Source organism: Niallia sp. FSL R7-0271 (genome assembly GCF_038005785.1).
GTDB lineage: Bacteria > Bacillota > Bacilli > Bacillales > Cytobacillaceae > Niallia.
On record NZ_JBBOTZ010000001.1, the window covers coordinates 93,737 to 120,073 of the forward strand.

Below are 26,337 nucleotides of genomic sequence, written 5' to 3' on the forward strand. Positions count from 1 at the left end.
TTGTTCAGTTTTGAGGGAGCAATTCCTCAAAACATCAGGGTAATGATTAACATCATTAGCCGAATTTGTTCCTTGAAAACTAGATTATGAATAGTAAGAACCAAGAAAGAAACCGAGTAATCGCCATCTTAGATTCTCTATTTAATAGAAGAATTTTAGGGTAAAGAGTAACATCTTTAGCCGAAACAAGTTAAGTTAGAAAGGGCGCACGGTGGATGCCTTGGCACTAGGAGCCGATGAAGGACGGTACTAACACCGATATGCTTCGGGGAGCTGTAAGTAAGCTTTGATCCGGAGATTTCCGAATGGGGGAACCCACTATCCGTAATGGGATAGTATCGTTACTTGAATACATAGAGTAACAGAAGGCAGACCCGGGGAACTGAAACATCTAAGTACCCGGAGGAAGAGAAAGCAAACGCGATTCCCTGAGTAGCGGCGAGCGAAACGGGATTAGCCCAAACCAAGAGGCTTGCCTCTTGGGGTTGTAGGACACTCTACATGGAGTTACAAAGGAACGGGGTAGATGAATAGGTCTGGAAAGGCCAGTCATAGAAGGTAAAAACCCTGTAGTCGAAACTTCGTTCCCTCCTGAGTGGATCCTGAGTACGGCGGGACACGTGAAATCCCGTCGGAAGCAGGGAGGACCATCTCCCAAGGCTAAATACTCCCTAGTGACCGATAGTGAACCAGTACCGTGAGGGAAAGGTGAAAAGCACCCCGGAAGGGGAGTGAAATAGATCCTGAAACCGTGTGCCTACAAGTAGTTAGAGCCCATTAATGGGTGATAGCGTGCCTTTTGTAGAATGAACCGGCGAGTTACGATTACATGCGAGGTTAAGTTGAAGAGACGGAGCCGCAGCGAAAGCGAGTCTGAATAGGGCGTAATAGTATGTGGTCGTAGACCCGAAACCAGGTGATCTACCCATGTCCAGGGTGAAGTCCAGGTAACACTGGATGGAGGCCCGAACCCACGCACGTTGAAAAGTGCGGGGATGAGGTGTGGGTAGCGGAGAAATTCCAATCGAACTTGGAGATAGCTGGTTCTCTCCGAAATAGCTTTAGGGCTAGCCTCAAGGTAAGAGTATTGGAGGTAGAGCACTGTTTGGACTAGGGGCCCCCATCGGGTTACCGAATTCAGACAAACTCCGAATGCCAAATACTTATCCTTGGGAGTCAGACTGCGAGTGATAAGATCCGTAGTCAAGAGGGAAACAGCCCAGACCACCAGCTAAGGTCCCAAAGTATACGTTAAGTGGAAAAGGATGTGGAGTTGCTTAGACAACCAGGATGTTGGCTTAGAAGCAGCCACCATTTAAAGAGTGCGTAATAGCTCACTGGTCGAGTGACTCTGCGCCGAAAATGTACCGGGGCTAAACGTATCACCGAAGCTGTGGATTGACATCTAGTGATGTCAGTGGTAGGAGAGCGTTCTAAGGGCGTTGAAGCTAGACCGTAAGGACTGGTGGAGCGCTTAGAAGTGAGAATGCCGGTATGAGTAGCGAAAGATGAGTGAGAATCTCATCCACCGAATGCCTAAGGTTTCCTGAGGAAGGCTCGTCCACTCAGGGTTAGTCGGGACCTAAGCCGAGGCTGAAGAGCGTAGGCGATGGACAACAGGTTGATATTCCTGTACCACCTTATGAATCGTTTGAGCGATGGGGGGACGCAGGAGGATAGGGTAAGCGTGCTGTTGGATTAGCACGTCCAAGCAGTTAGGCTGGTAATGAGGCAAATCCCATTACCGTGAAGGCGGAGCTGTGACGGCGAGGGAAATATAGTACCGAAGTTCCTGATTCCACACTGCCAAGAAAAGCCTCTAGCGAGATTCAAGGTGCCCGTACCGCAAACCGACACAGGTAGGCGAGGAGAGAATCCTAAGGTGAGCGAGAGAACTCTCGTTAAGGAACTCGGCAAAATGACCCCGTAACTTCGGGAGAAGGGGTGCTCTTTTGGGTGCAAGCCCGAGAGAGCCGCAGTGAATAGGCCCAGGCGACTGTTTAGCAAAAACACAGGTCTCTGCGAAGCCGTAAGGCGAAGTATAGGGGCTGACACCTGCCCGGTGCTGGAAGGTTAAGAGGAGGGGTTAGCGTTCGCGCGAAGCTCTGAATTGAAGCCCCAGTAAACGGCGGCCGTAACTATAACGGTCCTAAGGTAGCGAAATTCCTTGTCGGGTAAGTTCCGACCCGCACGAAAGGTGTAACGATCTGGGCACTGTCTCAACGAGAGACTCGGTGAAATTATAGTACCTGTGAAGATGCAGGTTACCCGCGACAGGACGGAAAGACCCCGTGGAGCTTTACTGTAGCCTGATATTGAATTTTGGTACAGCTTGTACAGGATAGGTAGGAGCCTTGGAAGCCGGAGCGCCAGCTTCGGTGGAGGCATTGGTGGGATACTACCCTGGCTGTATTGACATTCTAACCCGCACCCCTTATCGGGGTGGGAGACAGTGTCAGGTGGGCAGTTTGACTGGGGCGGTCGCCTCCTAAAAAGTAACGGAGGCGCCCAAAGGTTCCCTCAGAATGGTTGGAAATCATTCGTAGAGTGTAAAGGCACAAGGGAGCTTGACTGCGAGACCTACAAGTCGAGCAGGGACGAAAGTCGGGCTTAGTGATCCGGTGGTTCCGCATGGAAGGGCCATCGCTCAACGGATAAAAGCTACCCCGGGGATAACAGGCTTATCTCCCCCAAGAGTCCACATCGACGGGGAGGTTTGGCACCTCGATGTCGGCTCATCGCATCCTGGGGCTGTAGTCGGTCCCAAGGGTTGGGCTGTTCGCCCATTAAAGCGGTACGCGAGCTGGGTTCAGAACGTCGTGAGACAGTTCGGTCCCTATCCGTCGTGGGCGTAGGAAATTTGAGAGGAGCTGTCCTTAGTACGAGAGGACCGGGATGGACGCACCGCTGGTGTACCAGTTGTCTTGCCAAAGGCATAGCTGGGTAGCTATGTGCGGAAGGGATAAGTGCTGAAAGCATCTAAGCATGAAGCCCCCCTCAAGATGAGATTTCCCATAGCGTAAGCTAGTAAGATCCCTGAAAGATGATCAGGTTGATAGGTTTGAGGTGGAAGCGTGGTGACACGTGGAGCTGACAAATACTAATAGATCGAGGACTTAACTAATAAATGATTACTCATTCTTTCTTCTTACAACATAATCTAGTTTTGAGGGAATAACTCTCAAAATACAAATAGTCTGGTGGCGATAGCGAGAAGGTCACACCCGTTCCCATACCGAACACGGAAGTTAAGCTTCTCAGCGCCGATGGTAGTTGGGGGCTCTCCCCCTGTGAGAGTAGGACGTCGCCAGGCGTATAATGGAGGATTAGCTCAGCTGGGAGAGCATCTGCCTTACAAGCAGAGGGTCGGCGGTTCGATCCCGTCATCCTCCACCATACAAACGCCGATGTAGCTCAATTGGTAGAGCAACTGACTTGTAATCAGTAGGTTGGGGGTTCAAGTCCTCTCGTCGGCACCATCTTTTATTAATAGAGATGAGTCATTAGCTCAGTTGGTAGAGCATCTGACTTTTAATCAGAGGGTCGCAGGTTCGAATCCTGCATGACTCACCATTTATGCGGGTGTGGCGGAATTGGCAGACGCACTAGACTTAGGATCTAGCGCCGCAAGGCGTGGGGGTTCGACTCCCTTCACCCGCACCATTTAATTTAATACTCGAGCGGAAGTAGTTCAGTGGTAGAACACCACCTTGCCAAGGTGGGGGTCGCGAGTTCGAACCTCGTCTTCCGCTCCATTTTTAAAAAACAATGCCGGGGTGGCGGAACTGGCAGACGCACAGGACTTAAAATCCTGCGGTAGGTGACTACCGTACCGGTTCGATTCCGGTCCTCGGCACCATTGTTTTTCAAATATTTAGCGCCCGTAGCTCAATTGGATAGAGCGTCTGACTACGGATCAGAAGGTTATGGGTTCGACTCCTTTCGGGCGCGCCAAATATACGGGAAGTAGCTCAGCTTGGTAGAGCACTTGGTTTGGGACCAAGGGGTCGCAGGTTCGAATCCTGTCTTCCCGACCATTATTTCTCATTAAAAGATGGGGCCTTAGCTCAGCTGGGAGAGCGCCTGCCTTGCACGCAGGAGGTCAGCGGTTCGATCCCGCTAGGCTCCACCAATATTTTTTTGGGTATTGACAATGTATCCAATTTTTATTATAGTTGAAAAGCTGCATTAAGCAGTTTACTAATTGCTCTTTGAAAACTGAACAAACAAAACGTCAACAATAATCGTTTTTATAACTTGCGTTATAAAGATGAAAACAAAGTAACAAAAAGCTAGAGTTTAGCAAATGAGCTAATCTTACTCTTTATCGGAGAGTTTGATCCTGGCTCAGGACGAACGCTGGCGGCGTGCCTAATACATGCAAGTCGAGCGGACTTAAAAAGCTTGCTTTTTAAGTTAGCGGCGGACGGGTGAGTAACACGTGGGCAACCTGCCTGTAAGACTGGGATAACTTCGGGAAACCGGAGCTAATACCGGATAATCCTTTTCTACTCATGTAGAAAAGCTGAAAGACGGTTTACGCTGTCACTTACAGATGGGCCCGCGGCGCATTAGCTAGTTGGTGAGGTAACGGCTCACCAAGGCGACGATGCGTAGCCGACCTGAGAGGGTGATCGGCCACACTGGGACTGAGACACGGCCCAGACTCCTACGGGAGGCAGCAGTAGGGAATCTTCCGCAATGGACGAAAGTCTGACGGAGCAACGCCGCGTGAGTGATGAAGGTTTTCGGATCGTAAAACTCTGTTGTTAGGGAAGAACAAGTACGAGAGTAACTGCTCGTACCTTGACGGTACCTAACCAGAAAGCCACGGCTAACTACGTGCCAGCAGCCGCGGTAATACGTAGGTGGCAAGCGTTGTCCGGAATTATTGGGCGTAAAGCGCGCGCAGGCGGTCCTTTAAGTCTGATGTGAAAGCCCACGGCTCAACCGTGGAGGGTCATTGGAAACTGGGGGACTTGAGTGCAGAAGAGAAGAGTGGAATTCCACGTGTAGCGGTGAAATGCGTAGAGATGTGGAGGAACACCAGTGGCGAAGGCGACTCTTTGGTCTGTAACTGACGCTGAGGCGCGAAAGCGTGGGGAGCAAACAGGATTAGATACCCTGGTAGTCCACGCCGTAAACGATGAGTGCTAAGTGTTAGAGGGTTTCCGCCCTTTAGTGCTGCAGCAAACGCATTAAGCACTCCGCCTGGGGAGTACGGCCGCAAGGCTGAAACTCAAAGGAATTGACGGGGGCCCGCACAAGCGGTGGAGCATGTGGTTTAATTCGAAGCAACGCGAAGAACCTTACCAGGTCTTGACATCTCCTGACAATCCTAGAGATAGGACGTTCCCCTTCGGGGGACAGGATGACAGGTGGTGCATGGTTGTCGTCAGCTCGTGTCGTGAGATGTTGGGTTAAGTCCCGCAACGAGCGCAACCCTTGATCTTAGTTGCCAGCATTTAGTTGGGCACTCTAAGGTGACTGCCGGTGACAAACCGGAGGAAGGTGGGGATGACGTCAAATCATCATGCCCCTTATGACCTGGGCTACACACGTGCTACAATGGATGGTACAAAGGGCAGCAAAACCGCGAGGTCGAGCCAATCCCATAAAACCATTCTCAGTTCGGATTGTAGGCTGCAACTCGCCTACATGAAGCTGGAATCGCTAGTAATCGCGGATCAGCATGCCGCGGTGAATACGTTCCCGGGCCTTGTACACACCGCCCGTCACACCACGAGAGTTTGTAACACCCGAAGTCGGTGGGGTAACCTTTTAGGAGCCAGCCGCCTAAGGTGGGATAGATGATTGGGGTGAAGTCGTAACAAGGTAGCCGTATCGGAAGGTGCGGCTGGATCACCTCCTTTCTAAGGAAAAATGGAATTCGTTCCATTCACAGATTGTTGATGATTTTGTTGTTCAGTTTTGAGGGAGCAATTCCTCAAAACATCAGGGTAATGATTAACATCATTAGCCGAATTTGTTCCTTGAAAACTAGATTATGAATAGTAAGAACCAAGAAAGAAACCGAGTAATCGCCATCTTAGATTCTCTATTTAATAGAAGAATTTTAGGGTAAAGAGTAACATCTTTAGCCGAAACAAGTTAAGTTAGAAAGGGCGCACGGTGGATGCCTTGGCACTAGGAGCCGATGAAGGACGGTACTAACACCGATATGCTTCGGGGAGCTGTAAGTAAGCTTTGATCCGGAGATTTCCGAATGGGGGAACCCACTATCCGTAATGGGATAGTATCGTTACTTGAATACATAGAGTAACAGAAGGCAGACCCGGGGAACTGAAACATCTAAGTACCCGGAGGAAGAGAAAGCAAACGCGATTCCCTGAGTAGCGGCGAGCGAAACGGGATTAGCCCAAACCAAGAGGCTTGCCTCTTGGGGTTGTAGGACACTCTACATGGAGTTACAAAGGAACGGGGTAGATGAATAGGTCTGGAAAGGCCAGTCATAGAAGGTAAAAACCCTGTAGTCGAAACTTCGTTCCCTCCTGAGTGGATCCTGAGTACGGCGGGACACGTGAAATCCCGTCGGAAGCAGGGAGGACCATCTCCCAAGGCTAAATACTCCCTAGTGACCGATAGTGAACCAGTACCGTGAGGGAAAGGTGAAAAGCACCCCGGAAGGGGAGTGAAATAGATCCTGAAACCGTGTGCCTACAAGTAGTTAGAGCCCATTAATGGGTGATAGCGTGCCTTTTGTAGAATGAACCGGCGAGTTACGATTACATGCGAGGTTAAGTTGAAGAGACGGAGCCGCAGCGAAAGCGAGTCTGAATAGGGCGTAATAGTATGTGGTCGTAGACCCGAAACCAGGTGATCTACCCATGTCCAGGGTGAAGTCCAGGTAACACTGGATGGAGGCCCGAACCCACGCACGTTGAAAAGTGCGGGGATGAGGTGTGGGTAGCGGAGAAATTCCAATCGAACTTGGAGATAGCTGGTTCTCTCCGAAATAGCTTTAGGGCTAGCCTCAAGGTAAGAGTATTGGAGGTAGAGCACTGTTTGGACTAGGGGCCCCCATCGGGTTACCGAATTCAGACAAACTCCGAATGCCAAATACTTATCCTTGGGAGTCAGACTGCGAGTGATAAGATCCGTAGTCAAGAGGGAAACAGCCCAGACCACCAGCTAAGGTCCCAAAGTATACGTTAAGTGGAAAAGGATGTGGAGTTGCTTAGACAACCAGGATGTTGGCTTAGAAGCAGCCACCATTTAAAGAGTGCGTAATAGCTCACTGGTCGAGTGACTCTGCGCCGAAAATGTACCGGGGCTAAACGTATCACCGAAGCTGTGGATTGACATCTAGTGATGTCAGTGGTAGGAGAGCGTTCTAAGGGCGTTGAAGCTAGACCGTAAGGACTGGTGGAGCGCTTAGAAGTGAGAATGCCGGTATGAGTAGCGAAAGATGAGTGAGAATCTCATCCACCGAATGCCTAAGGTTTCCTGAGGAAGGCTCGTCCACTCAGGGTTAGTCGGGACCTAAGCCGAGGCTGAAGAGCGTAGGCGATGGACAACAGGTTGATATTCCTGTACCACCTTATGAATCGTTTGAGCGATGGGGGGACGCAGGAGGATAGGGTAAGCGTGCTGTTGGATTAGCACGTCCAAGCAGTTAGGCTGGTAATGAGGCAAATCCCATTACCGTGAAGGCGGAGCTGTGACGGCGAGGGAAATATAGTACCGAAGTTCCTGATTCCACACTGCCAAGAAAAGCCTCTAGCGAGATTCAAGGTGCCCGTACCGCAAACCGACACAGGTAGGCGAGGAGAGAATCCTAAGGTGAGCGAGAGAACTCTCGTTAAGGAACTCGGCAAAATGACCCCGTAACTTCGGGAGAAGGGGTGCTCTTTTGGGTGCAAGCCCGAGAGAGCCGCAGTGAATAGGCCCAGGCGACTGTTTAGCAAAAACACAGGTCTCTGCGAAGCCGTAAGGCGAAGTATAGGGGCTGACACCTGCCCGGTGCTGGAAGGTTAAGAGGAGGGGTTAGCGTTCGCGCGAAGCTCTGAATTGAAGCCCCAGTAAACGGCGGCCGTAACTATAACGGTCCTAAGGTAGCGAAATTCCTTGTCGGGTAAGTTCCGACCCGCACGAAAGGTGTAACGATCTGGGCACTGTCTCAACGAGAGACTCGGTGAAATTATAGTACCTGTGAAGATGCAGGTTACCCGCGACAGGACGGAAAGACCCCGTGGAGCTTTACTGTAGCCTGATATTGAATTTTGGTACAGCTTGTACAGGATAGGTAGGAGCCTTGGAAGCCGGAGCGCCAGCTTCGGTGGAGGCATTGGTGGGATACTACCCTGGCTGTATTGACATTCTAACCCGCACCCCTTATCGGGGTGGGAGACAGTGTCAGGTGGGCAGTTTGACTGGGGCGGTCGCCTCCTAAAAAGTAACGGAGGCGCCCAAAGGTTCCCTCAGAATGGTTGGAAATCATTCGTAGAGTGTAAAGGCACAAGGGAGCTTGACTGCGAGACCTACAAGTCGAGCAGGGACGAAAGTCGGGCTTAGTGATCCGGTGGTTCCGCATGGAAGGGCCATCGCTCAACGGATAAAAGCTACCCCGGGGATAACAGGCTTATCTCCCCCAAGAGTCCACATCGACGGGGAGGTTTGGCACCTCGATGTCGGCTCATCGCATCCTGGGGCTGTAGTCGGTCCCAAGGGTTGGGCTGTTCGCCCATTAAAGCGGTACGCGAGCTGGGTTCAGAACGTCGTGAGACAGTTCGGTCCCTATCCGTCGTGGGCGTAGGAAATTTGAGAGGAGCTGTCCTTAGTACGAGAGGACCGGGATGGACGCACCGCTGGTGTACCAGTTGTCTTGCCAAAGGCATAGCTGGGTAGCTATGTGCGGAAGGGATAAGTGCTGAAAGCATCTAAGCATGAAGCCCCCCTCAAGATGAGATTTCCCATAGCGTAAGCTAGTAAGATCCCTGAAAGATGATCAGGTTGATAGGTTTGAGGTGGAAGCGTGGTGACACGTGGAGCTGACAAATACTAATAGATCGAGGACTTAACTAATAAATGATTACTCATTCTTTCTTCTTACAACATAATCTAGTTTTGAGGGAATAACTCTCAAAATACAAATAGTCTGGTGGCGATAGCGAGAAGGTCACACCCGTTCCCATACCGAACACGGAAGTTAAGCTTCTCAGCGCCGATGGTAGTTGGGGGCTCTCCCCCTGTGAGAGTAGGACGTCGCCAGGCACCTGAAAAGTCTTAAAGGCATTTTGCTTTTAAGACTTTTTTTATTTATAACCCCCAAAAATCATGCTTCTTAAAATCCACTTACCATTACCTCAAAAAATGCTCATGCTATTACTTGAAAATCTACACAAATCCGACTATAGTTAAATATAATTTATCAATCCCCCCTCTAATACCTATAAAAATTTTTTCTCTAGGTTTGAAATTAAGCGATAATGGGAAAATTAATAAAACATCAATCTTGCTAAACGACTTTTTTATCATGTATAATTATAGTCAAATATAGTCAAAGTCAGAAGGGGGAGGCTTGGTGAGAAATATTTCGGATATAATTGAGCATTATTTAAAAGAAGTATTAGAGATGAGCGGAAAATCACTTGTTGAAATAAAACGAAGCGAAGTTGCCGACAAATTCGATTGTGTACCATCACAAATAAATTACGTCATCAATACCCGATTCACAATTGAAAAAGGGTATTTAGTTGAAAGCAAACGTGGCGGAGGCGGCTTCATTCGAATAATGAAGGTTCAATCACATGATTACGCTCATCTGATCGACCAATTACTTTCCCTTATTCAAAGTCGAATACCTCAAAGCAGTGCAGAAGACGTCATTTACCGTCTTGTTGAAGAAGAGGTCATAAATGAAAGAGAAGCGAAAATAATGCTAAGTGTTATTGATCGCTCTGTACTGTATCTTGACCTTCCATATAGAGATGAACTAAGAGCAAGACTGTTAAAAGCGATGTTAACTACCCTAAAATATAAATAATAATGTTAGTTGTGAGGTGAAAGCATGAATTGTTCAGAATGTAATCAAAGGCCTGCAACACTTCATTACTCCAAAATCATTAATGGGAATAAAACGGAATTTCATCTATGTGAACATTGTGCCAGAGAAAAGGGAGATTTGTTTACGGCAAATGAAACTCCGGGATTTTCATTCAATAGCCTGTTAGCCGGTTTACTAAACATGGAACCGAGCATTCAACATATTAAACATGACCCGTATCAAAAGGAAGCAGAGCTTCAATGTAAGGAATGCTCAATGACTTTCCCTCAATTCACGAAAATTGGGAGGTTTGGCTGTCCTAATTGCTATGAAACTTTCAAAGACAGACTTCAGCCAATTTTAAAGAGATTGCATGGAGGAAATGTCGAACATAAAGGAAAGGTTCCAGAAAGAGTAGGCGGACATATCTTAATCAAAAAGGAAATTGGCAAACTTAGAGAAACACTTAAAGATCTTATCATACAAGAGGAGTTTGAAAAGGCTGCTGAGGTAAGAGACGAGATTAGAAAAAAGGAAAAACAATTGGTTACTTTTAATGAGGGGAGCGAGTAAGGGTTGTCTTTTGAAAAATTCATTAATAAAGCAAAAACATCTTGGATGTGCTCAGATGGACCAGACTCTGACATCGTTCTGACCTCTCGAATAAGATTAGCTAGAAACATAAATTCCATCAAGTTTCCGATACTTTTCTCTAATGAAGAAGCAGAAACAGTGATTCAAAAAGTCGGTGAAAAGGTATCAGCACAGTCAAACGAAAGTTTTGACAACTTAGAACTACTTAAAATGGAAGATCTTCAGCAACTTGAAAAAAGGGTTCTTGTTGAAAAACATTTAATCAGTCCTCTTCTTGCCAATGATGCTGCATATGGAGCATGCGTTCTTTCTGAGGATGAGGAAGTAAGCATCATGCTCAATGAAGAAGACCACATTAGAATCCAATGTATAAAGCCTGGTTTGCAGGTTATGGAAGCATTAGAGAAAGCAAATAAAATAGACAATTGGCTGGAAGAGTCCATTGATTATGCTTATCACCTTGAGCTTGGGTATATAACAAGCTGTCCGACAAATATAGGCACTGGCTTAAGAGCATCTGTTATGATGCATCTCCCTGGGATGGTTCTAACCCAACAAATGAATAGAATTATTCCTGCCATCAATCAATTAGGTTTAGTTGTTAGAGGAATTTACGGTGAGGGCAGCGAAGCTTTAGGTAATATATTTCAAATATCCAACCAGATAACATTAGGGAAATCAGAAAGCGATATAGTAGAAGAATTAAAAAGCGTCGTGCATCAGCTTATTGAACAAGAAAGAGCTGCAAGAGAGGCATTAGTAAGAACTTCAAACATACAATTAGAAGATAGGGTTTTCCGATCATATGGAATCCTCTGTAACAGCAGAATAATAGAAACAAAAGAAGCAGCTAAATGCTTATCGGACCTTCAATTAGGTATCGATATGGGCTTTATTAAAAATGTATCAAAAGGGATACTAAATGAACTGCTTATCTTGACTCAGCCTGGTTTTCTGCAACTTTATTCAGGCGGGCAAATGAATCCAAATGATCGCGACATACGCCGCGCATCCTTAATAAGAGAAAGATTATTGTTGGAAACAGAGTAATTATATAATTGGGAGGATGACATTATGATGTTTGGACGTTTTACAGAAAGAGCACAAAAGGTACTGGCACTTTCACAAGAGGAAGCAATCCGCTTAGGACATAACAATATTGGTACAGAACATATTCTTCTTGGTTTAGTCCGAGAAGGAGAAGGCATTGCTGCAAAGGCACTGCAAGCACTTGGCTTAAGTCCTGAAAAAATCCAGGAGGAGGTAGAAAACCTGATTGGCAGAGGTCAGGAGGGTTCTCAAACAATCCACTACACTCCTAGAGCAAAAAAAGTAATTGAACTTTCTATGGATGAAGCAAGAAAGCTTGGTCATTCTTATGTAGGTACAGAGCATATTCTTCTTGGTCTTATCCGAGAAGGAGAAGGTGTAGCAGCACGAGTCCTCAATAATGTTGGTGTTAGTTTAAATAAAGCAAGACAGCAAGTATTACAACTACTTGGAAGCAGTGAATCGGGAAGCCATCAAGGCAGCTCTGCTGCAAGCGCAAATACTCCAACTCTAGACAGTCTTGCAAGAGATTTAACTGCTATTGCAAGAGAAGGTAGTCTGGATCCAGTTATTGGTAGAAGTAAGGAAATTCAACGTGTAATTGAAGTATTGAGCAGAAGAACTAAAAACAATCCTGTGCTTATCGGTGAGCCTGGTGTCGGTAAAACGGCAATAGCAGAAGGATTGGCACAGCAAATTGTTCAAAATGAAGTACCTGAAATTTTAAGAGATAAAAGGGTTATGACTTTAGATATGGGTACTGTTGTAGCAGGAACAAAATACCGCGGTGAATTTGAGGACCGTTTGAAAAAGGTTATGGATGAGATTCGCCAAGCAGGTAACATCATTCTCTTTATTGATGAGTTGCATACACTGATTGGAGCAGGCGGTGCTGAAGGTGCAATTGATGCATCTAATATTCTAAAGCCTTCCCTTGCTCGAGGAGAGCTGCAATGTATTGGTGCGACTACATTAGATGAGTACCGCAAATATATTGAGAAAGATGCTGCTCTAGAAAGACGTTTCCAACCAATCACAGTTGATGAGCCTACTATTGATGAATCTATCCAGATTTTAAAAGGTCTGCGTGACAGATATGAGGCGCATCACCGTGTATCAATCATTGATGAAGCAATTGAAGCAGCAGTGAAATTGTCAGATCGTTATATTTCTGATCGCTTCTTGCCAGATAAAGCAATTGATTTAATAGATGAAGCAGGTTCGAAGGTAAGATTAAGATCTTACACAACTCCTCCTAACTTAAAGGAACTAGAAGTTAAATTAGAGGAAGTGCGCAAAGAAAAGGATGCATCAGTCCAAAGCCAAGAGTTTGAAAAGGCTGCTTCCTTGCGTGACACAGAGCAAAGACTTCGTGAACAGCTGGAAGAAACGAAGAAGAATTGGAAAGAAAAACAGGGTCAAGAAAATACAGAAGTAACAGTGGAAGATATCGCAACTGTTGTATCAAGCTGGACTGGAATCCCTGTATCAAGATTGGCACAAACTGAAACAGATAAGCTTCTTAATATGGAAAACATTCTTCATAACAGGGTAATTGGCCAAGAGGAAGCAGTAAAAGCTATCTCCAAAGCTGTAAGAAGAGCAAGAGCCGGTTTGAAAGATCCAAAACGCCCTATTGGTTCCTTCATTTTCTTAGGACCAACAGGTGTAGGTAAAACAGAGCTTGCGCGTGCCCTTGCTGAATCAATGTTTGGCGATGAAGATGCAATGATTCGCATTGATATGTCCGAGTACATGGAGAAGCATTCTACGTCAAGACTTGTTGGTTCACCTCCAGGGTATGTAGGTTATGAGGAAGGCGGACAGCTTACTGAGAAAGTAAGAAGAAAACCTTATTCAGTTGTACTTTTAGATGAAATAGAAAAAGCTCACCCGGATGTTTTCAATATTCTGCTGCAGGTGTTAGAAGACGGGCGCTTAACTGACTCTAAAGGAAGAACAGTTGATTTTAGAAATACAGTACTAATCATGACATCGAATGTTGGTGCGTCTGCTTTAAAAACGAATAAATATGTAGGCTTTAATATTCAGGATGGTGAACAGGACTACAAAGATATGAAAGGACGTGTGATGGAAGAGCTGAAAAGAGCATTCCGTCCAGAGTTCTTAAACCGTATCGATGAGATTATTGTGTTCCATTCCTTAGAGAAGAAGCATCTTCAAGAGATTGTATCTCTAATGGCAGATCAGTTAGTAAGCAGATTGAAAGAACAAGAAATATATTTGACTATCACTGATGCTGCTAAGGAGAAGATCGCACAAGAAGGTTATGATCCTGAATATGGAGCTAGACCACTACGCAGGGCCATTCAGAAGCATATCGAAGACCGTCTGTCAGAGGAGCTTTTAAAAGGCACAGTCTTAAACGGACAGCATATTGATCTAGATGTGGAAGATGGGGAATTCACTGTAAGGGTGAAAGATACACAGCAATTGACAAACCTGCAAAAATAACGCTTAATATCATAAATGGCACACGTTTTACTATTGCGTGTGCCATTTATACTTTGTAAGAATAGAAGAGATAGTTAAAGGTAAGGAGATACAAGCATGGCGAAAAGAAAGACAAAGTTCTTATGTCAGGAATGCGGCTATGAGTCTGCAAAATGGATGGGTAAATGTCCAGGCTGTGGAAATTGGAATACAATGGTGGAAGAAGTAGAAAAGGCTCCAGCACAGAGGAAAGGGGCATTTGCTCATTCTCAAGGTGTGACAATAGCTGCCAAGCCTATTCCTGTAACAAGCATTGAGACAGTTAATGAGCCTCGAATTAAAACAGATCTAGAAGAGCTTAACCGCGTGCTCGGAGGTGGGGTGGTACCTGGTTCTCTTGTGCTTATCGGAGGAGATCCGGGGATTGGGAAATCGACACTGCTCTTGCAGGTATCTGCACAATTAGCCCTGAAAAAACAGTCTGTTTTATATGTTTCAGGAGAGGAATCACAAAAACAAACAAAGCTGAGAGCGGACAGGCTTGGAGTTATGTCTGATGATCTCCTTGTATATTCAGAGACAAACTTAGAGGAAATCAGCAGAACGATAGAAAACTCAAAGGTAGATTTTGTGGTAATAGACTCTATCCAAACAATTTTTCATCCAGAAGTCACTTCTGCCCCGGGGAGTGTCTCCCAAGTGCGAGAGTGTACAGCTGAACTGATGAGGATAGGAAAAACAAAGGGAATTGCCATTTTTATAGTTGGTCATGTGACAAAGGAAGGGTCTATTGCAGGCCCAAGACTGCTTGAGCACATGGTGGATACCGTTTTATATTTTGAGGGAGAACGACATCATACCTACAGGATATTGCGGGCTGTTAAAAACCGCTTCGGCTCCACGAATGAAATGGGAATCTTTGAAATGAAGGAATTTGGACTGGAAGAAGTGGAAAATCCATCAGAAATATTTCTGGAGGAACGTTCACAAGGTGCTGCTGGATCAACAGTTGTGGCATCCATGGAAGGAACAAGACCTGTGCTTGTCGAGATACAAGCCCTTATTTCTCCAACAAGCTTTGGAAATCCAAGACGGATGGCAACAGGGATAGATCATAATCGTGTGCCATTATTGATGGCAGTACTTGAAAAAAGAGTTGGAATGCTGTTGCAAAACCAAGATGCTTATTTAAAGGTTGCTGGAGGAGTTAAGCTTGATGAACCGGCGATTGATCTTGCTATAGCTGTTAGTATTGCTTCCAGCTTCAGAGATAAGACCACAAGGGCGACAGACTGCATTATTGGAGAAGTAGGTCTGACTGGGGAAGTGCGAAGAGTATCCAGAATCGAACAACGAGTACAAGAAGCGGCTAAATTAGGATTTGAGCGCGTTATATTGCCTGCTAATAACCTATCAGGTCTTAGTGCTCCCAAGGGGATTGAACTAATTGGTGTCAGTTCTGTTGGAGAGGCGTTAAAAGCTGCCTTAGGAGAGTAACCGGACAAGTTCTATAGAAAAAACAATTGAAGTTGCATTATTGGTATGATAAAATGTAATGTTTAAATAATTTGACATTTAATTACCAAGAATGCTACTCTAAAAATAGCCAAAAAAGAACAAAAAGTTTGCTATTTAACTTTTTCATTACAAATAAAAAAATTCTCTGTAATATTAGGTTTCAAATTCGGGAATTTGTTTATAATGTGAAAGAGGAGGTGTAAGTATTGTTAAGACGGATTGTACAGGCATGTTTTTTAATTATTGGAGGGACTTTGGGAATCGTTTTTATTCCTGATTTATTAAATATGGTTAACTTAAATCATAATTTAATAAATAACCCTTATGTATCGGCAATACTTGGTGCCATTATTTTTTATTTTATTACTTTTTGGGCGATAGATTATATTGTTAATTTTATCAAGCTGGTGGAAGAAACCCTTGTTAAGGCTCCAATCACTGATATTATTACAGGAAGTGTCGGTTTAGCATTTGGACTGATATTAGCCTTCTTGATAGGCTATGCACTAACCGCCATAAAAGTACCGTTAATCAATACGGTCGCGCCTATTCTTTTAACTTTACTTTTTGGCTATTTAGGTTTTCAGGTAGGGTTCAAAAAGAGAGACGAGCTATCCACTCTTTTTGCAGCTAGAAAGAAGAAAGCAAATGAAGAGGAAGTATCAAAACCAGAAAAGAGCAATTTGAAAATTCTAGATACGAGTGTCATTATTGATGGAAGAATCGCTGACATTTGCCAGACAGGTTTCCTTGAGGGAACGATTGTAATTCCGCAGTTTGTACTTGGTGAATTGCAGCATATCGCAGATTCATCTGATGCTTTGAAAAGAAACAGAGGAAGAAGAGGTCTTGATATCCTCAATCGCATTCAGAAAGAGCTTGCAATCAAAGTGGAGATTTATGAAGGCGACTTTGAAGAAATTACAGAAGTGGACAGCAAGCTTGTAAAGCTCGCTAAAATCACAAATGGTGTTGTAGTTACTAATGATTTTAACCTAAATAAGGTTTGTGAATTGCAAAAGGTATCCGTTCTAAATATTAATGACTTGGCGAATGCTGTAAAACCAGTTGTTTTGCCAGGGGAAGAAATGAAGATACTTATTATTAAAGATGGTAAAGAGCATAACCAAGGTGTTGCCTATTTGGATGACGGCACGATGATCGTTGTTGAAGAAGGACGCAACTTTATAGGAAAACATATTGATGTGCTTGTCACTAGTGTTTTGCAGACATCGGCAGGAAGAATGATTTTTGCAAAACCAAAGTTATTAGAAAAAGCATTGTAATGGATGGGAGTTTGTTTTATGGCTTATGAAGTCATTATACCGGCCGCGGGTCAGGGGAAAAGAATGGGAGCAGGGAAGAATAAACTGTTCCTTAAAATAGACGGTCTGCCAGTATTTATCCATACTCTCAAGGTGTTTGAAAAGGATGAAAACTGTAGCAAGATTTGGTTGGTTACCAGCCCCCAGGATAAACAAGAAATGCATGGACTGATAAAAAGGAATAAAATAACGAAAATTGCTGCAATCGTAAACGGTGGAGATGAAAGGCAGTATAGTGTCTACAATGCTGTAAAGGAAATTTCAGATGATGCTATCGTCCTTGTTCATGATGCCGCTAGACCATTCATCGACCTTCATCAGATGAAGGAGTTGACTGAAGCTGCAGCAGCGAGTGGAGCATCTGTCTTAGCGGTCCCAATTAAAGATACCGTCAAAAAGGTAAAAGACGGGGTAGTTGAAGAGACAGTAGAACGTTCTAGCTTGTGGGCTATCCAGACCCCACAAGCTTTTCGTATTTCCTTGTTAAAAGAAGCCCATGAAAGAGCAATTGAAGAGGGGTTTCTAGGCACAGATGATGCTAGTCTTGTAGAGAGATTGGGGCAAGACGTTAGAATTGTCATGGGCAACTATGACAATATAAAATTAACTACACCAGAAGATCTATATTTTGCAGAGGCAATCATACAAAAAATAAAGTATAAATCTTAACAGCAAAAGGAGTACAAGACATGTTGCGAATAGGACAAGGTTTTGATGTGCATCAACTAGTAGAGGGGAGACCGCTTATAATCGGCGGGATTGAGATTCCTTATGAAAAAGGACTGCTTGGACACTCTGACGCAGATGTGCTTTTACATACTATAGCAGATGCTTGCTTGGGTGCTATAGGAGAAGGAGACATTGGCAGGCATTTTCCTGATACAGATCAGGCTTTCAAGGACTTTGATTCAGCAGTTCTGTTAAAAGAAGTTTGGAGTATGGTGAAGTCAAAAGGCTATGAGTTGGTGAATGCTGATTGTACAATTATGGCACAGCAGCCAAAAATGGCGCCGCATATTAAGGAAATGCAATCTAGAATTGCTGAGCTGTTGGAAACACCGCTTGAAAACGTAAATGTAAAGGCGACAACAACAGAGAAATTAGGATTTACAGGAAGAGGAGAAGGAATTGCCTCTTTGGCAGTTGTTCTTTTACAGAGAAAAGTGTAGTAACACTCTTTTAATGGAAAATACTAAGTGATAGAATAAACAAGAAATATTTATGAAACAAATTCGAGGAGGCAGAACCATGAGTAACGAAATACGTGTTCGTTATGCCCCAAGTCCAACGGGACATTTACACATAGGGAATGCGCGTACTGCATTATTCAATTATTTATATGCACGCAATTTGGGTGGGAAGTTTATTATCCGAATTGAGGATACAGATAAAAAACGTAATATCGAAGGTGGAGAGCAAAGCCAATTAAAATACTTAAAGTGGCTTGGCATAGATTGGGACGAAAGCGTAGATGTCGGTGGAGATTTTGGTCCTTACCGTCAATCAGAGCGAAATGACATCTATAAAAAATATTATACTGAATTGCTTGATCGCGAATTAGCGTATAAGTGCTACTGTACGGAAGAAGAAATTGAAGCAGAGCGGGAAGAGCAAGTAAAGAATAATGAAACACCGAAATACTCCGGCAAATGCCGTCATTTGACTAAGGAAGAACAGGCGAAACTAGAAGCGGAAGGCAGACAGCCTAGCATCCGAATTAAGGTTCCAGAGAATGTTGTGTATGAATTTGAGGACATGGTCAAAGGATCTGTTTCTTTTGAATCAGAAACAATTGGGGATTATGTTATCGTTAAAAAAGACGGCACCCCTACATATAACTTTGCGGTTGCTATAGATGATCATCTAATGGAAATTTCCCACGTTCTTAGAGGAGATGACCATATTACAAACACACCTAAGCAGCTGATGATTTATGATGCGCTTAATTGGGAGAGACCAGTGTTTGGCCATATGACTTTAATCGTCAATGAAAGCAGAAAGAAACTGAGCAAACGAGATGAATCTATTATTCAATTTATCGAGCAATATGAAGAGCTTGGCTATCTGCCAGAAGCACTTTTCAACTTTATTACCCTGCTAGGTTGGTCTCCAGAAGGAGAGGAAGAGCTCTTTACGAAGGATGAATTCATCAAAATCTTTGACGCAGCAAGACTTTCGAAGTCACCTGCTCTCTTTGACCAGAATAAACTGGCATGGATGAACAACCAGTACATTAAAAAGGCTGACCTAAGCAAGGTCATTGAGCTGGCGTTACCTCATCTTATTAAAGCAGGACTTGTTGAGGAGAACCGTTCAAGTGAAGAGGACATGTGGGTTCATAATCTAATCGGCTTGTACCAGGAGCAAATGAGCTGTGGTGCTGATATTGTCGGTCTATCTACATTGTTCTTCAGTGAAGATATAGAGTATGATGAAGAAGCAAAAGAGGTATTATCTGGTGAACAAGTGAAGGAAGTGCTGTCTTCCTTTAAGGAAGAGCTGGATGCTTTGAGTGAATGGACTGCAGATAATATTAAAGCTGCTATTAAAAAAGTCCAGAAGGCTACAGGCCAAAAAGGCAAAAATTTATTTATGCCGATTCGTGTAGCTGCAACTGGTCAAACACATGGACCAGATCTTCCTAAAGCAATTGAATTGCTTGGATCTTCTAAAATTGAAAAAAGATTATTATCTCTAATTGGTTAACATTCTGATAAAAATGTAATATAGTAAAGGAAAACCAAATAAATAATAAATCGTAGAAGAGGAAAAGTAAAAAAAGGATGCTTTTTAGAGAGAACCATCAGCGGCTGAAAGTGGTTCAAGCCTCTCCTTTTTTGAAGTGCCCCTCTGAGTCCTATATTGAAAAACGAAAAGCAGTTTCTAGGTCTTTTGTTTAGTAAATAGAGGCGGTTCCTAACCGTTAACAAGGTTTGAGTGGAGATTATTACCTAGGGAATAATCTAAACAGAGTGGAACCGCGCATATAAAAGCGTCTCTGTCTTTATGGACAGAGACGCTTTTTTTTGTAGGTATAAAGCAAAGTTGGGGGAATATAAACGGCTTTCATGTAAATAGAGAAGGAATTGGGAGGGTTAAAATGTTTAAGCGCATTAAAGAAGACATATCAGTAGTATTTGAACAAGATCCTGCAGCAAGAAGCACAATTGAAGTAGTCCTTACTTACTCTGGATTGCATGCGATTTGGCTTCATCGCCTTGCGCATCGTTTTTACAAACATAGATGGTTTTTTCTTGCCCGCACGATATCTCAATTCAGCCGTTTAGTAACTGGTGTAGAAATACACCCAGGAGCGACGATTGGAAAAAGACTCTTTATAGATCATGGCATGGGAGTTGTTATAGGGGAAACTTGCGAAATTGGTGATAATGTGACGATATTTCAAGGGGTAACCTTAGGAGGAACCGGGAAAGAAAAAGGAAAGAGACATCCAACGGTCAAGGATAATGCGTTAATTGCAACTGGAGCAAAAGTATTAGGTTCGATAATTATTGGTGAGAATGCAAAAATTGGAGCCGGTTCTGTTGTTTTGAAAGATGTTCCGCCAAATTCCACAGTCGTAGGTATTCCTGGGACGGTAGTGGTGCAGGATGGTATTAGAATAAAAAAAGACTTAAACCACTCCGATTTACCTGACCCATTTGCGGAGAGAATGAAGGAATTAGAGAATGAGCTGCTTCATTTAAAAACCGAATTGAAAGAGCTGAAAAAGGAAGGGAGATATAGGTAATGCCTATTCAAATTTATAATACATTATCAAGGGAAAAAGAAGATTTTGTACCTTTAGAAGAGGGTAAGGTTAAAATGTATGTTTGCGGTCCAACCGTATACAACTATATTCATATTGGAAATGCAAGACCAGCAATAGTATTTGATACAGTAAGACGCTATCTAGAATTTAGAGGCTATGATGTAAACTTTGTTTCTAATTTCACTGATGTAGACGATAAATTGATTAGGGCTGCCAATGAGCTTGGAGAAGAGGTTCCTGCTATTGCAGACCGCTTTATTGAAGCTTATTTTGAAGACGTTACAGCACTTGGTTGCAAAAAAGCAGATACCCATCCTCGTGTAACAGAAAGTATGGATATCATTATTGAATTCATCGCAGCGCTAATTGATAAAGGCTTTGCTTATGAGTCAGAGGGAGATGTCTATTATCATACTAGAAAATTTGAAGGATACGGTAAATTATCGCATCAATCAATTGATGAGCTTAGATCTGGAGCAAGAATAGCTGTTGGTGAAAAAAAGCAAGATTCTCTTGATTTCGCTCTATGGAAAAATGCAAAAGAGGGAGAAATCTCTTGGGAAAGCCCGTGGGGACAAGGAAGACCAGGATGGCATATAGAGTGCTCAGCAATGGTTAAAAAGTATTTAGGGGACACAATTGACATTCATGCAGGAGGACAGGATCTAGCCTTCCCTCATCATGAGAATGAGATTGCCCAATCAGAGGCATTATCAGGAAAGACGTTTGCAAACTATTGGATGCACAATGGCTATATTAATATTGATAATGAGAAAATGTCTAAGTCGTTAGGTAACTTTATTACAGTTCACGATATTCTGCAGATCCACGATCCACAAGTATTAAGATTCTTTATGCTGTCGGTTCATTACCGCAACCCAATCAATTACAGTGAAGAAGTACTAGAGAATACAAGAGCTGGATTGGAGCGTATTAGAACTTCTTACGATAACTTGCTGCACCGCAAGGTTACAAGCACTGACCTAACGGATACGAATGAAGAATGGCTGAATAAAATCACTAATTTGCATAATCAATTCATTGAAAGTATGGATGATGATTTTAACACAGCTAACAGTATTTCCGTGTTATTTGAACTTTCCCAGCAAGCTAATTATTACTTATTGGAAAAGACAACGTCAGCGGCTGTCATCAATGCGTTTATAAAAGAATTTGAAGAGCTTTTCGGAGTGCTTGGGCTTTCGCTTGCGCAGGAAGATTTGCTTGACGAGGAAATAGAAGCACTTATCGAGAAACGAAATCAGGCACGCAAAGAACGTAATTTCCAATTGGCTGACCAAATTAGAGACCAATTGAAAGCGATGAACATCATATTAGAAGATACGCCACAGGGCATTCGCTGGAAAAGAGGGTAATGAATGCTCCTTTACGATAAGAATATTGATGAAAAACAACTGAATAGCTTGGCTCTTGCGTATATGGGTGATGCTGTACTGGAGATATACGTCAGAAGGCATCTTCTATATAGCGGCAAGGTGAGGCCTAACCAGCTCCATAGGGAAGCTACTAAGTATGTTTCAGCAAAGGGGCAAGCAAAGGTCGTCCATGCGCTGATAGCGGAGGATTTTTTCACACCTGAAGAATTTGCGGTCATGAAAAGAGGCAGAAACGCAAAATCTGGGAGTATACCAAAAAATACGGATGTTCAAACATACCGGTATAGCACTGGTTTTGAAGCTGTGCTTGGGTATTTATATTTGTCTAAGGATGAGGAGCGGCTTGAAAAAATTATTCAAGCTGCCTTATCCATCATTGAAAAGTAGTAGGAGGAACCAATAGTGGATAATGATTATATTGTTGGAAAGAACGCAGTAATTGAAGCGTTAAAATCAGAAAGGGATGTCAATAAGATTCTTATTGCAGAAGGCTCCCAAAAAGGGCAAATGCAGACCGTGATCGGTTTAGCGAAAAATTCGAATGTACTTGTTCAATTTGTGCCAAAGAAAAAGCTTGATACACTTGTAGATGCAAACCACCAGGGGGTTGTGGCTCAGGTTGCCGCTTACCAATATGCTGAAATGGATGATTTGTTCGCACTTGCTGAAAAGCGAAATGAAGCACCATTTTTTATGCTGTTGGATGAGATTGAAGATCCGCATAATCTAGGCTCTATTATGCGTACAGCCGATGCTGTAGGAGCACATGGAATTATTATTCCAAGAAGAAGAGCAGTAGGGCTGACTGCAACTGTTGCTAAAGCATCGACGGGAGCGATTGAACATATCCCGGTTGTTAGGGTGACAAATATGGCCAGAGCGATTGATGAGCTCAAGGAAAGAGGAGTATGGATCGCAGGAACTGATGCGAAAGGCAAAGAAGATTACCGCAGGTTTGATGGAACAATGCCGCTTGGCCTTGTAATTGGAAGTGAAGGGAAAGGGATGGGAAGGCTCATCCGTGACAAGTGCGACTTTCTTATCCAGCTGCCTATGGCAGGTGCAGTGACATCATTAAATGCATCCGTAGCTGCAGCACTTTTAATGTATGAGGTATACCGTAAACGCCATCCAATTGAGGGATAATGATGGATATACTTATAGTTGACGGCTATAACATTATAGGAGCATGGCCAGAGCTCAATAAGTTGAAGAATAATGATTTGGCGGCTGCTAGAGATGCCTTGCTCGAGAAAATGGCAGAATATCAGGGGTATTCAGGGTATCGTGTCATCATAGTTTTTGATGCCTACTATGTCAGGGGTACGGAAAAAAAGTACAGAAACTCTAAGGTTGAAGTGATTTTCACAAAGGAAAATGAAACGGCTGATGAAAGAATCGAAAAGCTAGCAAAAGAGCTAAGCAATAGAAGAACACAAGTTCATGTTGCTACATCGGATTTTACTGAACAGTGGGCTATATTTGGACAAGGAGCTCTAAGGATTTCAGCGAGAGAGCTCCTGATAGAAATGGCTGATATTGAAAAAAATATCGAAAAAAAAGTAAAGCGAATTAAAGAAAGAAAGCCTGTAATTAAGATACCGCTTTCTAAAGAAATGGAAGAATTATTTGAAAAATGGCGCCGCGGCGAGAAATGAGTTGTTGACGCTTAAAAAAACCCTACTGTATAATGGTTTTATCCATGATTGTGCGGTCGGGGGGATCTGAATGAGTGCTGACAACAGGAGTAAGAGTAATGAAAGTGTTGAGAAGTATTTAGAACTTGATGATGAAACACTGGTCGAATTAGTTCATAAGGGAGAAAGTGATGCTTTAGACTTTCTCATTCAAAAATATCGTAATTTTGTAAGAGCTAAAGCTAGATCTTATTTCCTAATCGGTGCTGATAAAGAAGATATTGTTCAAGAAGGCATGATTGGTTTGTATAAAGCCATCCGAGATTTTAAAGGGGACAAGCTGTCGTCATTTAAGGCTTTTGCTGAATTATGCATTACGAGGCAAATTATCACTGCAATAAAGACGGCAACAAGACAGAAGCATATTCCTTTAAATTCCTACGTCTCTCTTGATAAGCCAATTTACGATGAAGAGTCAGATCGAACATTAATGGATGTTATTTCTGGAGCGAAGATATTAGATCCAGAGGAATTAATAATCAATCAAGAAGAGTTTGACCATATCGAAGTGAAAATGTCCGAGCTTCTGAGTGATTTGGAAAGGAAAGTGTTAGCTCTGTATTTAGATGGACAATCCTATCAGGAGATTTCAGAAGAGCTTAACAGGCATGTAAAGTCGATAGATAACGCTCTCCAAAGGGTTAAAAGAAAGCTTGAGCGATACCTGGAGATCCGAGAGTTTTCACTGTGATAGTAACAAAACCGCAGAAAAGGCAATTAACTGACTAATATTGACATACATTCATGTCCATGTTACAGTTTGGGGAGATATAAAGGACGTAGTAGGTGTTATTTAATGAGAAATAAGCTTGTATTGGCTTGTGGAAAATGCGGCTCCAGAAACTATTCGACAATGAGCAGCAAAACCACAGATCGCCTTGAAGTGAAGAAATATTGTCAAACATGCAATGCACATACAGTTCATAAAGAGACAAAATAGCAAATGCTGCTAAGACAGGCTACCCGCTTTTAAATATGGAGGTAACGAAATGCAACGCACTGTTAACTTTTTCCGCGAAGTAGGCAGAGAATTAAGAAAGGTTAGTTGGCCGAAAAGAAAGGAACTGACTAACTACACAATCACCGTCCTTGCGACAGTAGTGTTCTTTGCTTTGTTCTTTGCACTAGTTGATATGGGAATTTCCGAACTAATTCGTTTAATACTTGAATAACTGTTGTCCACTCATGGTATAATGGTAACACAATAGGAAACACACAAAGCCCGGAAACGGGTTTTTTCATTGCTTGAAAATAACTATTAAGCTTTTTTATGGGATTGCTCTTTTTAAATGAATGCATTACATAAGGCATGAAGAGTAAAATAGCGTTAAGGAGGGACGGACATAACAGTCCTCAAATATGGAAAAAAATTGGTATGTAGTACATACTTACTCTGGCTATGAGAACAAAGTCAAAGCCAACCTAGAAAAACGTGTTGAAACAATGGGAATGCAGGATAAAATTTTCCGTGTAATCGTTCCAGAAGAAGAAGAAACTGATATAAGAAACGGCAAGAAGAAAGTTGTAAAAAGAAAGGTATTCCCGGGCTATGTGCTTGTAGAAATCGTGATGACAGATGATTCATGGTATGTTGTCCGCAACACTCCTGGTGTAACAGGATTCGTTGGATCTGCAGGTTCGGGTTCAAAGCCGACTCCGCTTATGCCTGACGAAGTACAAGTTATTCTTAAGAGAATGGGCGTTGACGAACAACGTATTGATATCGAGTTTGAATTGGGTGAAACAGTTAAAGTAAATGAAGGTCCATTTGCAAACTTCACAGGATCTGTCGAAGAGATAGATAATGATAAAGCAAAAGTAAAAGTTTTAGTGAATATGTTCGGCAGGGATACACCTGTAGAGCTTGATTTTACACAAATTGAAAAATTTTAACCTGAAAAACTTGAAATGAACGAGAAAAAGTGTTAATATTTCAAAGGTCAGTATGTCTCAAAAGATGAGATGGAATATTGTCGCATTCTTTATGATAATATAAAGATTATATGTGTTGAGTGGGAGGGGAAAACCCCTATTACCACATCACGGACTTTAAGGAGGTGTGTCTCGTGGCTAAAAAAGTAATTAAAGTTGTTAAATTGCAAATTCCAGCAGCTAAAGCAAATCCGGCGCCACCAGTTGGACCAGCACTAGGTCAAGCAGGTGTTAACATCATGGGATTCTGTAAGGAGTTTAACGCTCGTACAGCTGAACAAGCTGGTTTAATTATTCCTGTTGAGATTACGGTTTTCGAAGACCGTTCATTTACATTTATTACAAAAACTCCACCTGCTGCAGTTTTATTGAAAAAAGCAGCTGGTATTGAGTCTGGTTCTGGTGAACCTAACCGTAATAAAGTAGCAACTGTTAAGCGTGATAAAGTACGCGAGATTGCTGAAACAAAAATGCCTGATCTAAATGCAGCTAGCGTTGAAGCAGCTATGCGTATGGTTGAAGGTACTGCCCGCAGCATGGGTATTGTTATTGAAGACTAAACCATATCCAATATGGTTCTGTTGATTAAGGT

Annotated in this window: 19 protein-coding genes, 9 tRNA genes, 5 rRNA genes and 1 other annotated feature; all 33 genes read left to right on the plus strand. The window is 43.2% G+C overall.

Features of this window, described 5'->3' with window-relative positions:
* The first annotated feature begins 188 nt into the window (after positions 1-188).
* A 23S ribosomal RNA gene (locus MKX82_RS00480) occupies positions 189-3,124 on the plus strand.
* 72 nt (positions 3,125-3,196) lie between these two features.
* A 5S ribosomal RNA gene (gene rrf / locus MKX82_RS00485) occupies positions 3,197-3,313 on the plus strand.
* Positions 3,314-3,320: 7 nt separating this feature from the next.
* Positions 3,321-3,396 (plus strand) — tRNA-Val (locus MKX82_RS00490).
* A gap of 7 nt (positions 3,397-3,403) precedes the next feature.
* A tRNA-Thr gene (locus MKX82_RS00495) sits at positions 3,404-3,479 on the plus strand.
* An 18-nt stretch (positions 3,480-3,497) separates the two neighbouring features.
* A tRNA-Lys gene (locus MKX82_RS00500) sits at positions 3,498-3,573 on the plus strand.
* 5 nt (positions 3,574-3,578) lie between these two features.
* Positions 3,579-3,663: transfer RNA gene (locus MKX82_RS00505), tRNA-Leu, on the plus strand.
* A 17-nt stretch (positions 3,664-3,680) separates the two neighbouring features.
* Positions 3,681-3,755 (plus strand) — tRNA-Gly (locus MKX82_RS00510).
* A 15-nt stretch (positions 3,756-3,770) separates the two neighbouring features.
* Positions 3,771-3,859 (plus strand) — tRNA-Leu (locus MKX82_RS00515).
* 18 nt (positions 3,860-3,877) lie between these two features.
* A tRNA-Arg gene (locus MKX82_RS00520) sits at positions 3,878-3,954 on the plus strand.
* Positions 3,955-3,960: 6 nt separating this feature from the next.
* Positions 3,961-4,037: transfer RNA gene (locus MKX82_RS00525), tRNA-Pro, on the plus strand.
* Between the two features lie 19 nt (positions 4,038-4,056).
* Positions 4,057-4,132: transfer RNA gene (locus MKX82_RS00530), tRNA-Ala, on the plus strand.
* A gap of 192 nt (positions 4,133-4,324) precedes the next feature.
* A 16S ribosomal RNA gene (locus MKX82_RS00535) occupies positions 4,325-5,873 on the plus strand.
* A gap of 236 nt (positions 5,874-6,109) precedes the next feature.
* A 23S ribosomal RNA gene (locus tag MKX82_RS00540) occupies positions 6,110-9,045 on the plus strand.
* A gap of 72 nt (positions 9,046-9,117) precedes the next feature.
* Positions 9,118-9,234 (plus strand): 5S ribosomal RNA (rrf, locus tag MKX82_RS00545).
* Together the 16S, 23S and 5S rRNA genes with 9 tRNA genes alongside form the textbook arrangement of a ribosomal RNA operon.
* Before the next feature lie 310 nt (positions 9,235-9,544).
* A complete protein-coding gene (locus MKX82_RS00550) occupies positions 9,545-10,006 on the plus strand; it encodes a CtsR family transcriptional regulator (RefSeq protein ID WP_192486452.1) in 462 nt (153 codons plus the stop codon).
* A 24-nt stretch (positions 10,007-10,030) separates the two neighbouring features.
* Positions 10,031-10,579: a UvrB/UvrC motif-containing protein gene (locus MKX82_RS00555; protein WP_233318650.1), complete on the plus strand. Its 549-nt coding sequence runs from the start codon at positions 10,031-10,033 to the stop codon at positions 10,577-10,579.
* Positions 10,580-10,582: 3 nt separating this feature from the next.
* The gene (locus MKX82_RS00560) at positions 10,583-11,650 is read left to right on the plus strand and encodes a protein arginine kinase (RefSeq protein WP_192486450.1); all 1,068 of its coding nucleotides are present in this window, start codon (positions 10,583-10,585) and stop codon (positions 11,648-11,650) included.
* A 24-nt stretch (positions 11,651-11,674) separates the two neighbouring features.
* Positions 11,675-14,125, plus strand: coding sequence for an ATP-dependent protease ATP-binding subunit ClpC (clpC, locus tag MKX82_RS00565; protein WP_192486449.1), 2,451 nt, complete (start codon positions 11,675-11,677; stop codon positions 14,123-14,125).
* 96 nt (positions 14,126-14,221) lie between these two features.
* Complete coding sequence (gene radA / locus MKX82_RS00570; RefSeq protein WP_192486448.1) at positions 14,222-15,601, plus strand: DNA repair protein RadA; 1,380 nt, start codon at positions 14,222-14,224, stop codon at positions 15,599-15,601.
* A gap of 227 nt (positions 15,602-15,828) precedes the next feature.
* Positions 15,829-16,908, plus strand: coding sequence for a PIN/TRAM domain-containing protein (locus MKX82_RS00575; protein ID WP_192486447.1), 1,080 nt, complete (start codon positions 15,829-15,831; stop codon positions 16,906-16,908).
* Between the two features lie 18 nt (positions 16,909-16,926).
* The gene (gene ispD, locus MKX82_RS00580) at positions 16,927-17,616 is read left to right on the plus strand and encodes a 2-C-methyl-D-erythritol 4-phosphate cytidylyltransferase (RefSeq protein WP_192486446.1); all 690 of its coding nucleotides are present in this window, start codon (positions 16,927-16,929) and stop codon (positions 17,614-17,616) included.
* 20 nt (positions 17,617-17,636) lie between these two features.
* Positions 17,637-18,116, plus strand: coding sequence for a 2-C-methyl-D-erythritol 2,4-cyclodiphosphate synthase (gene ispF, locus MKX82_RS00585; RefSeq protein WP_237940531.1), 480 nt, complete (start codon positions 17,637-17,639; stop codon positions 18,114-18,116).
* 79 nt (positions 18,117-18,195) lie between these two features.
* Positions 18,196-19,653, plus strand: coding sequence for a glutamate--tRNA ligase (gltX, locus tag MKX82_RS00590; protein WP_341074504.1), 1,458 nt, complete (start codon positions 18,196-18,198; stop codon positions 19,651-19,653).
* A gap of 44 nt (positions 19,654-19,697) precedes the next feature.
* Positions 19,698-19,950: a binding site (T-box leader), on the plus strand.
* Between the two features lie 97 nt (positions 19,951-20,047).
* Positions 20,048-20,698, plus strand: a complete 651-nt coding sequence (gene cysE / locus MKX82_RS00595; RefSeq protein WP_192486443.1) for a serine O-acetyltransferase — start codon at positions 20,048-20,050, stop codon at positions 20,696-20,698.
* Positions 20,698-22,095, plus strand: a complete 1,398-nt coding sequence (cysS, locus tag MKX82_RS00600) for a cysteine--tRNA ligase (protein ID WP_341074506.1) — start codon at positions 20,698-20,700, stop codon at positions 22,093-22,095. Before cysE ends, cysS begins: the two co-directional genes overlap by 1 nt.
* A 3-nt stretch (positions 22,096-22,098) precedes the next feature.
* Entirely contained in the window at positions 22,099-22,503 is a 405-nt protein-coding gene (locus MKX82_RS00605) for a Mini-ribonuclease 3 (RefSeq protein ID WP_341074507.1), read from the plus strand.
* A gap of 15 nt (positions 22,504-22,518) precedes the next feature.
* A complete protein-coding gene (rlmB, locus tag MKX82_RS00610; RefSeq protein ID WP_192486440.1) occupies positions 22,519-23,262 on the plus strand; it encodes a 23S rRNA (guanosine(2251)-2'-O)-methyltransferase RlmB in 744 nt (247 codons plus the stop codon).
* Positions 23,263-23,264: 2 nt separating this feature from the next.
* Positions 23,265-23,774, plus strand: coding sequence for an NYN domain-containing protein (locus MKX82_RS00615; RefSeq protein WP_192486455.1), 510 nt, complete (start codon positions 23,265-23,267; stop codon positions 23,772-23,774).
* Between the two features lie 70 nt (positions 23,775-23,844).
* A complete protein-coding gene (sigH, locus tag MKX82_RS00620) occupies positions 23,845-24,504 on the plus strand; it encodes an RNA polymerase sporulation sigma factor SigH (protein WP_192486439.1) in 660 nt (219 codons plus the stop codon).
* A gap of 105 nt (positions 24,505-24,609) precedes the next feature.
* Positions 24,610-24,753 (plus strand): 50S ribosomal protein L33, encoded by a 144-nt coding sequence (gene rpmG, locus MKX82_RS00625; RefSeq protein WP_192486438.1) that lies wholly within the window; start codon positions 24,610-24,612, stop codon positions 24,751-24,753.
* Between the two features lie 49 nt (positions 24,754-24,802).
* Positions 24,803-24,985 (plus strand): preprotein translocase subunit SecE, encoded by a 183-nt coding sequence (gene secE, locus MKX82_RS00630; RefSeq protein WP_192486437.1) that lies wholly within the window; start codon positions 24,803-24,805, stop codon positions 24,983-24,985.
* A 187-nt stretch (positions 24,986-25,172) separates the two neighbouring features.
* Positions 25,173-25,706: a transcription termination/antitermination protein NusG gene (gene nusG, locus MKX82_RS00635; RefSeq protein ID WP_192486436.1), complete on the plus strand. Its 534-nt coding sequence runs from the start codon at positions 25,173-25,175 to the stop codon at positions 25,704-25,706.
* Between the two features lie 173 nt (positions 25,707-25,879).
* Positions 25,880-26,305, plus strand: a complete 426-nt coding sequence (rplK, locus tag MKX82_RS00640; RefSeq protein WP_141434103.1) for a 50S ribosomal protein L11 — start codon at positions 25,880-25,882, stop codon at positions 26,303-26,305.
* Positions 26,306-26,337: the final 32 nt, after the last annotated feature.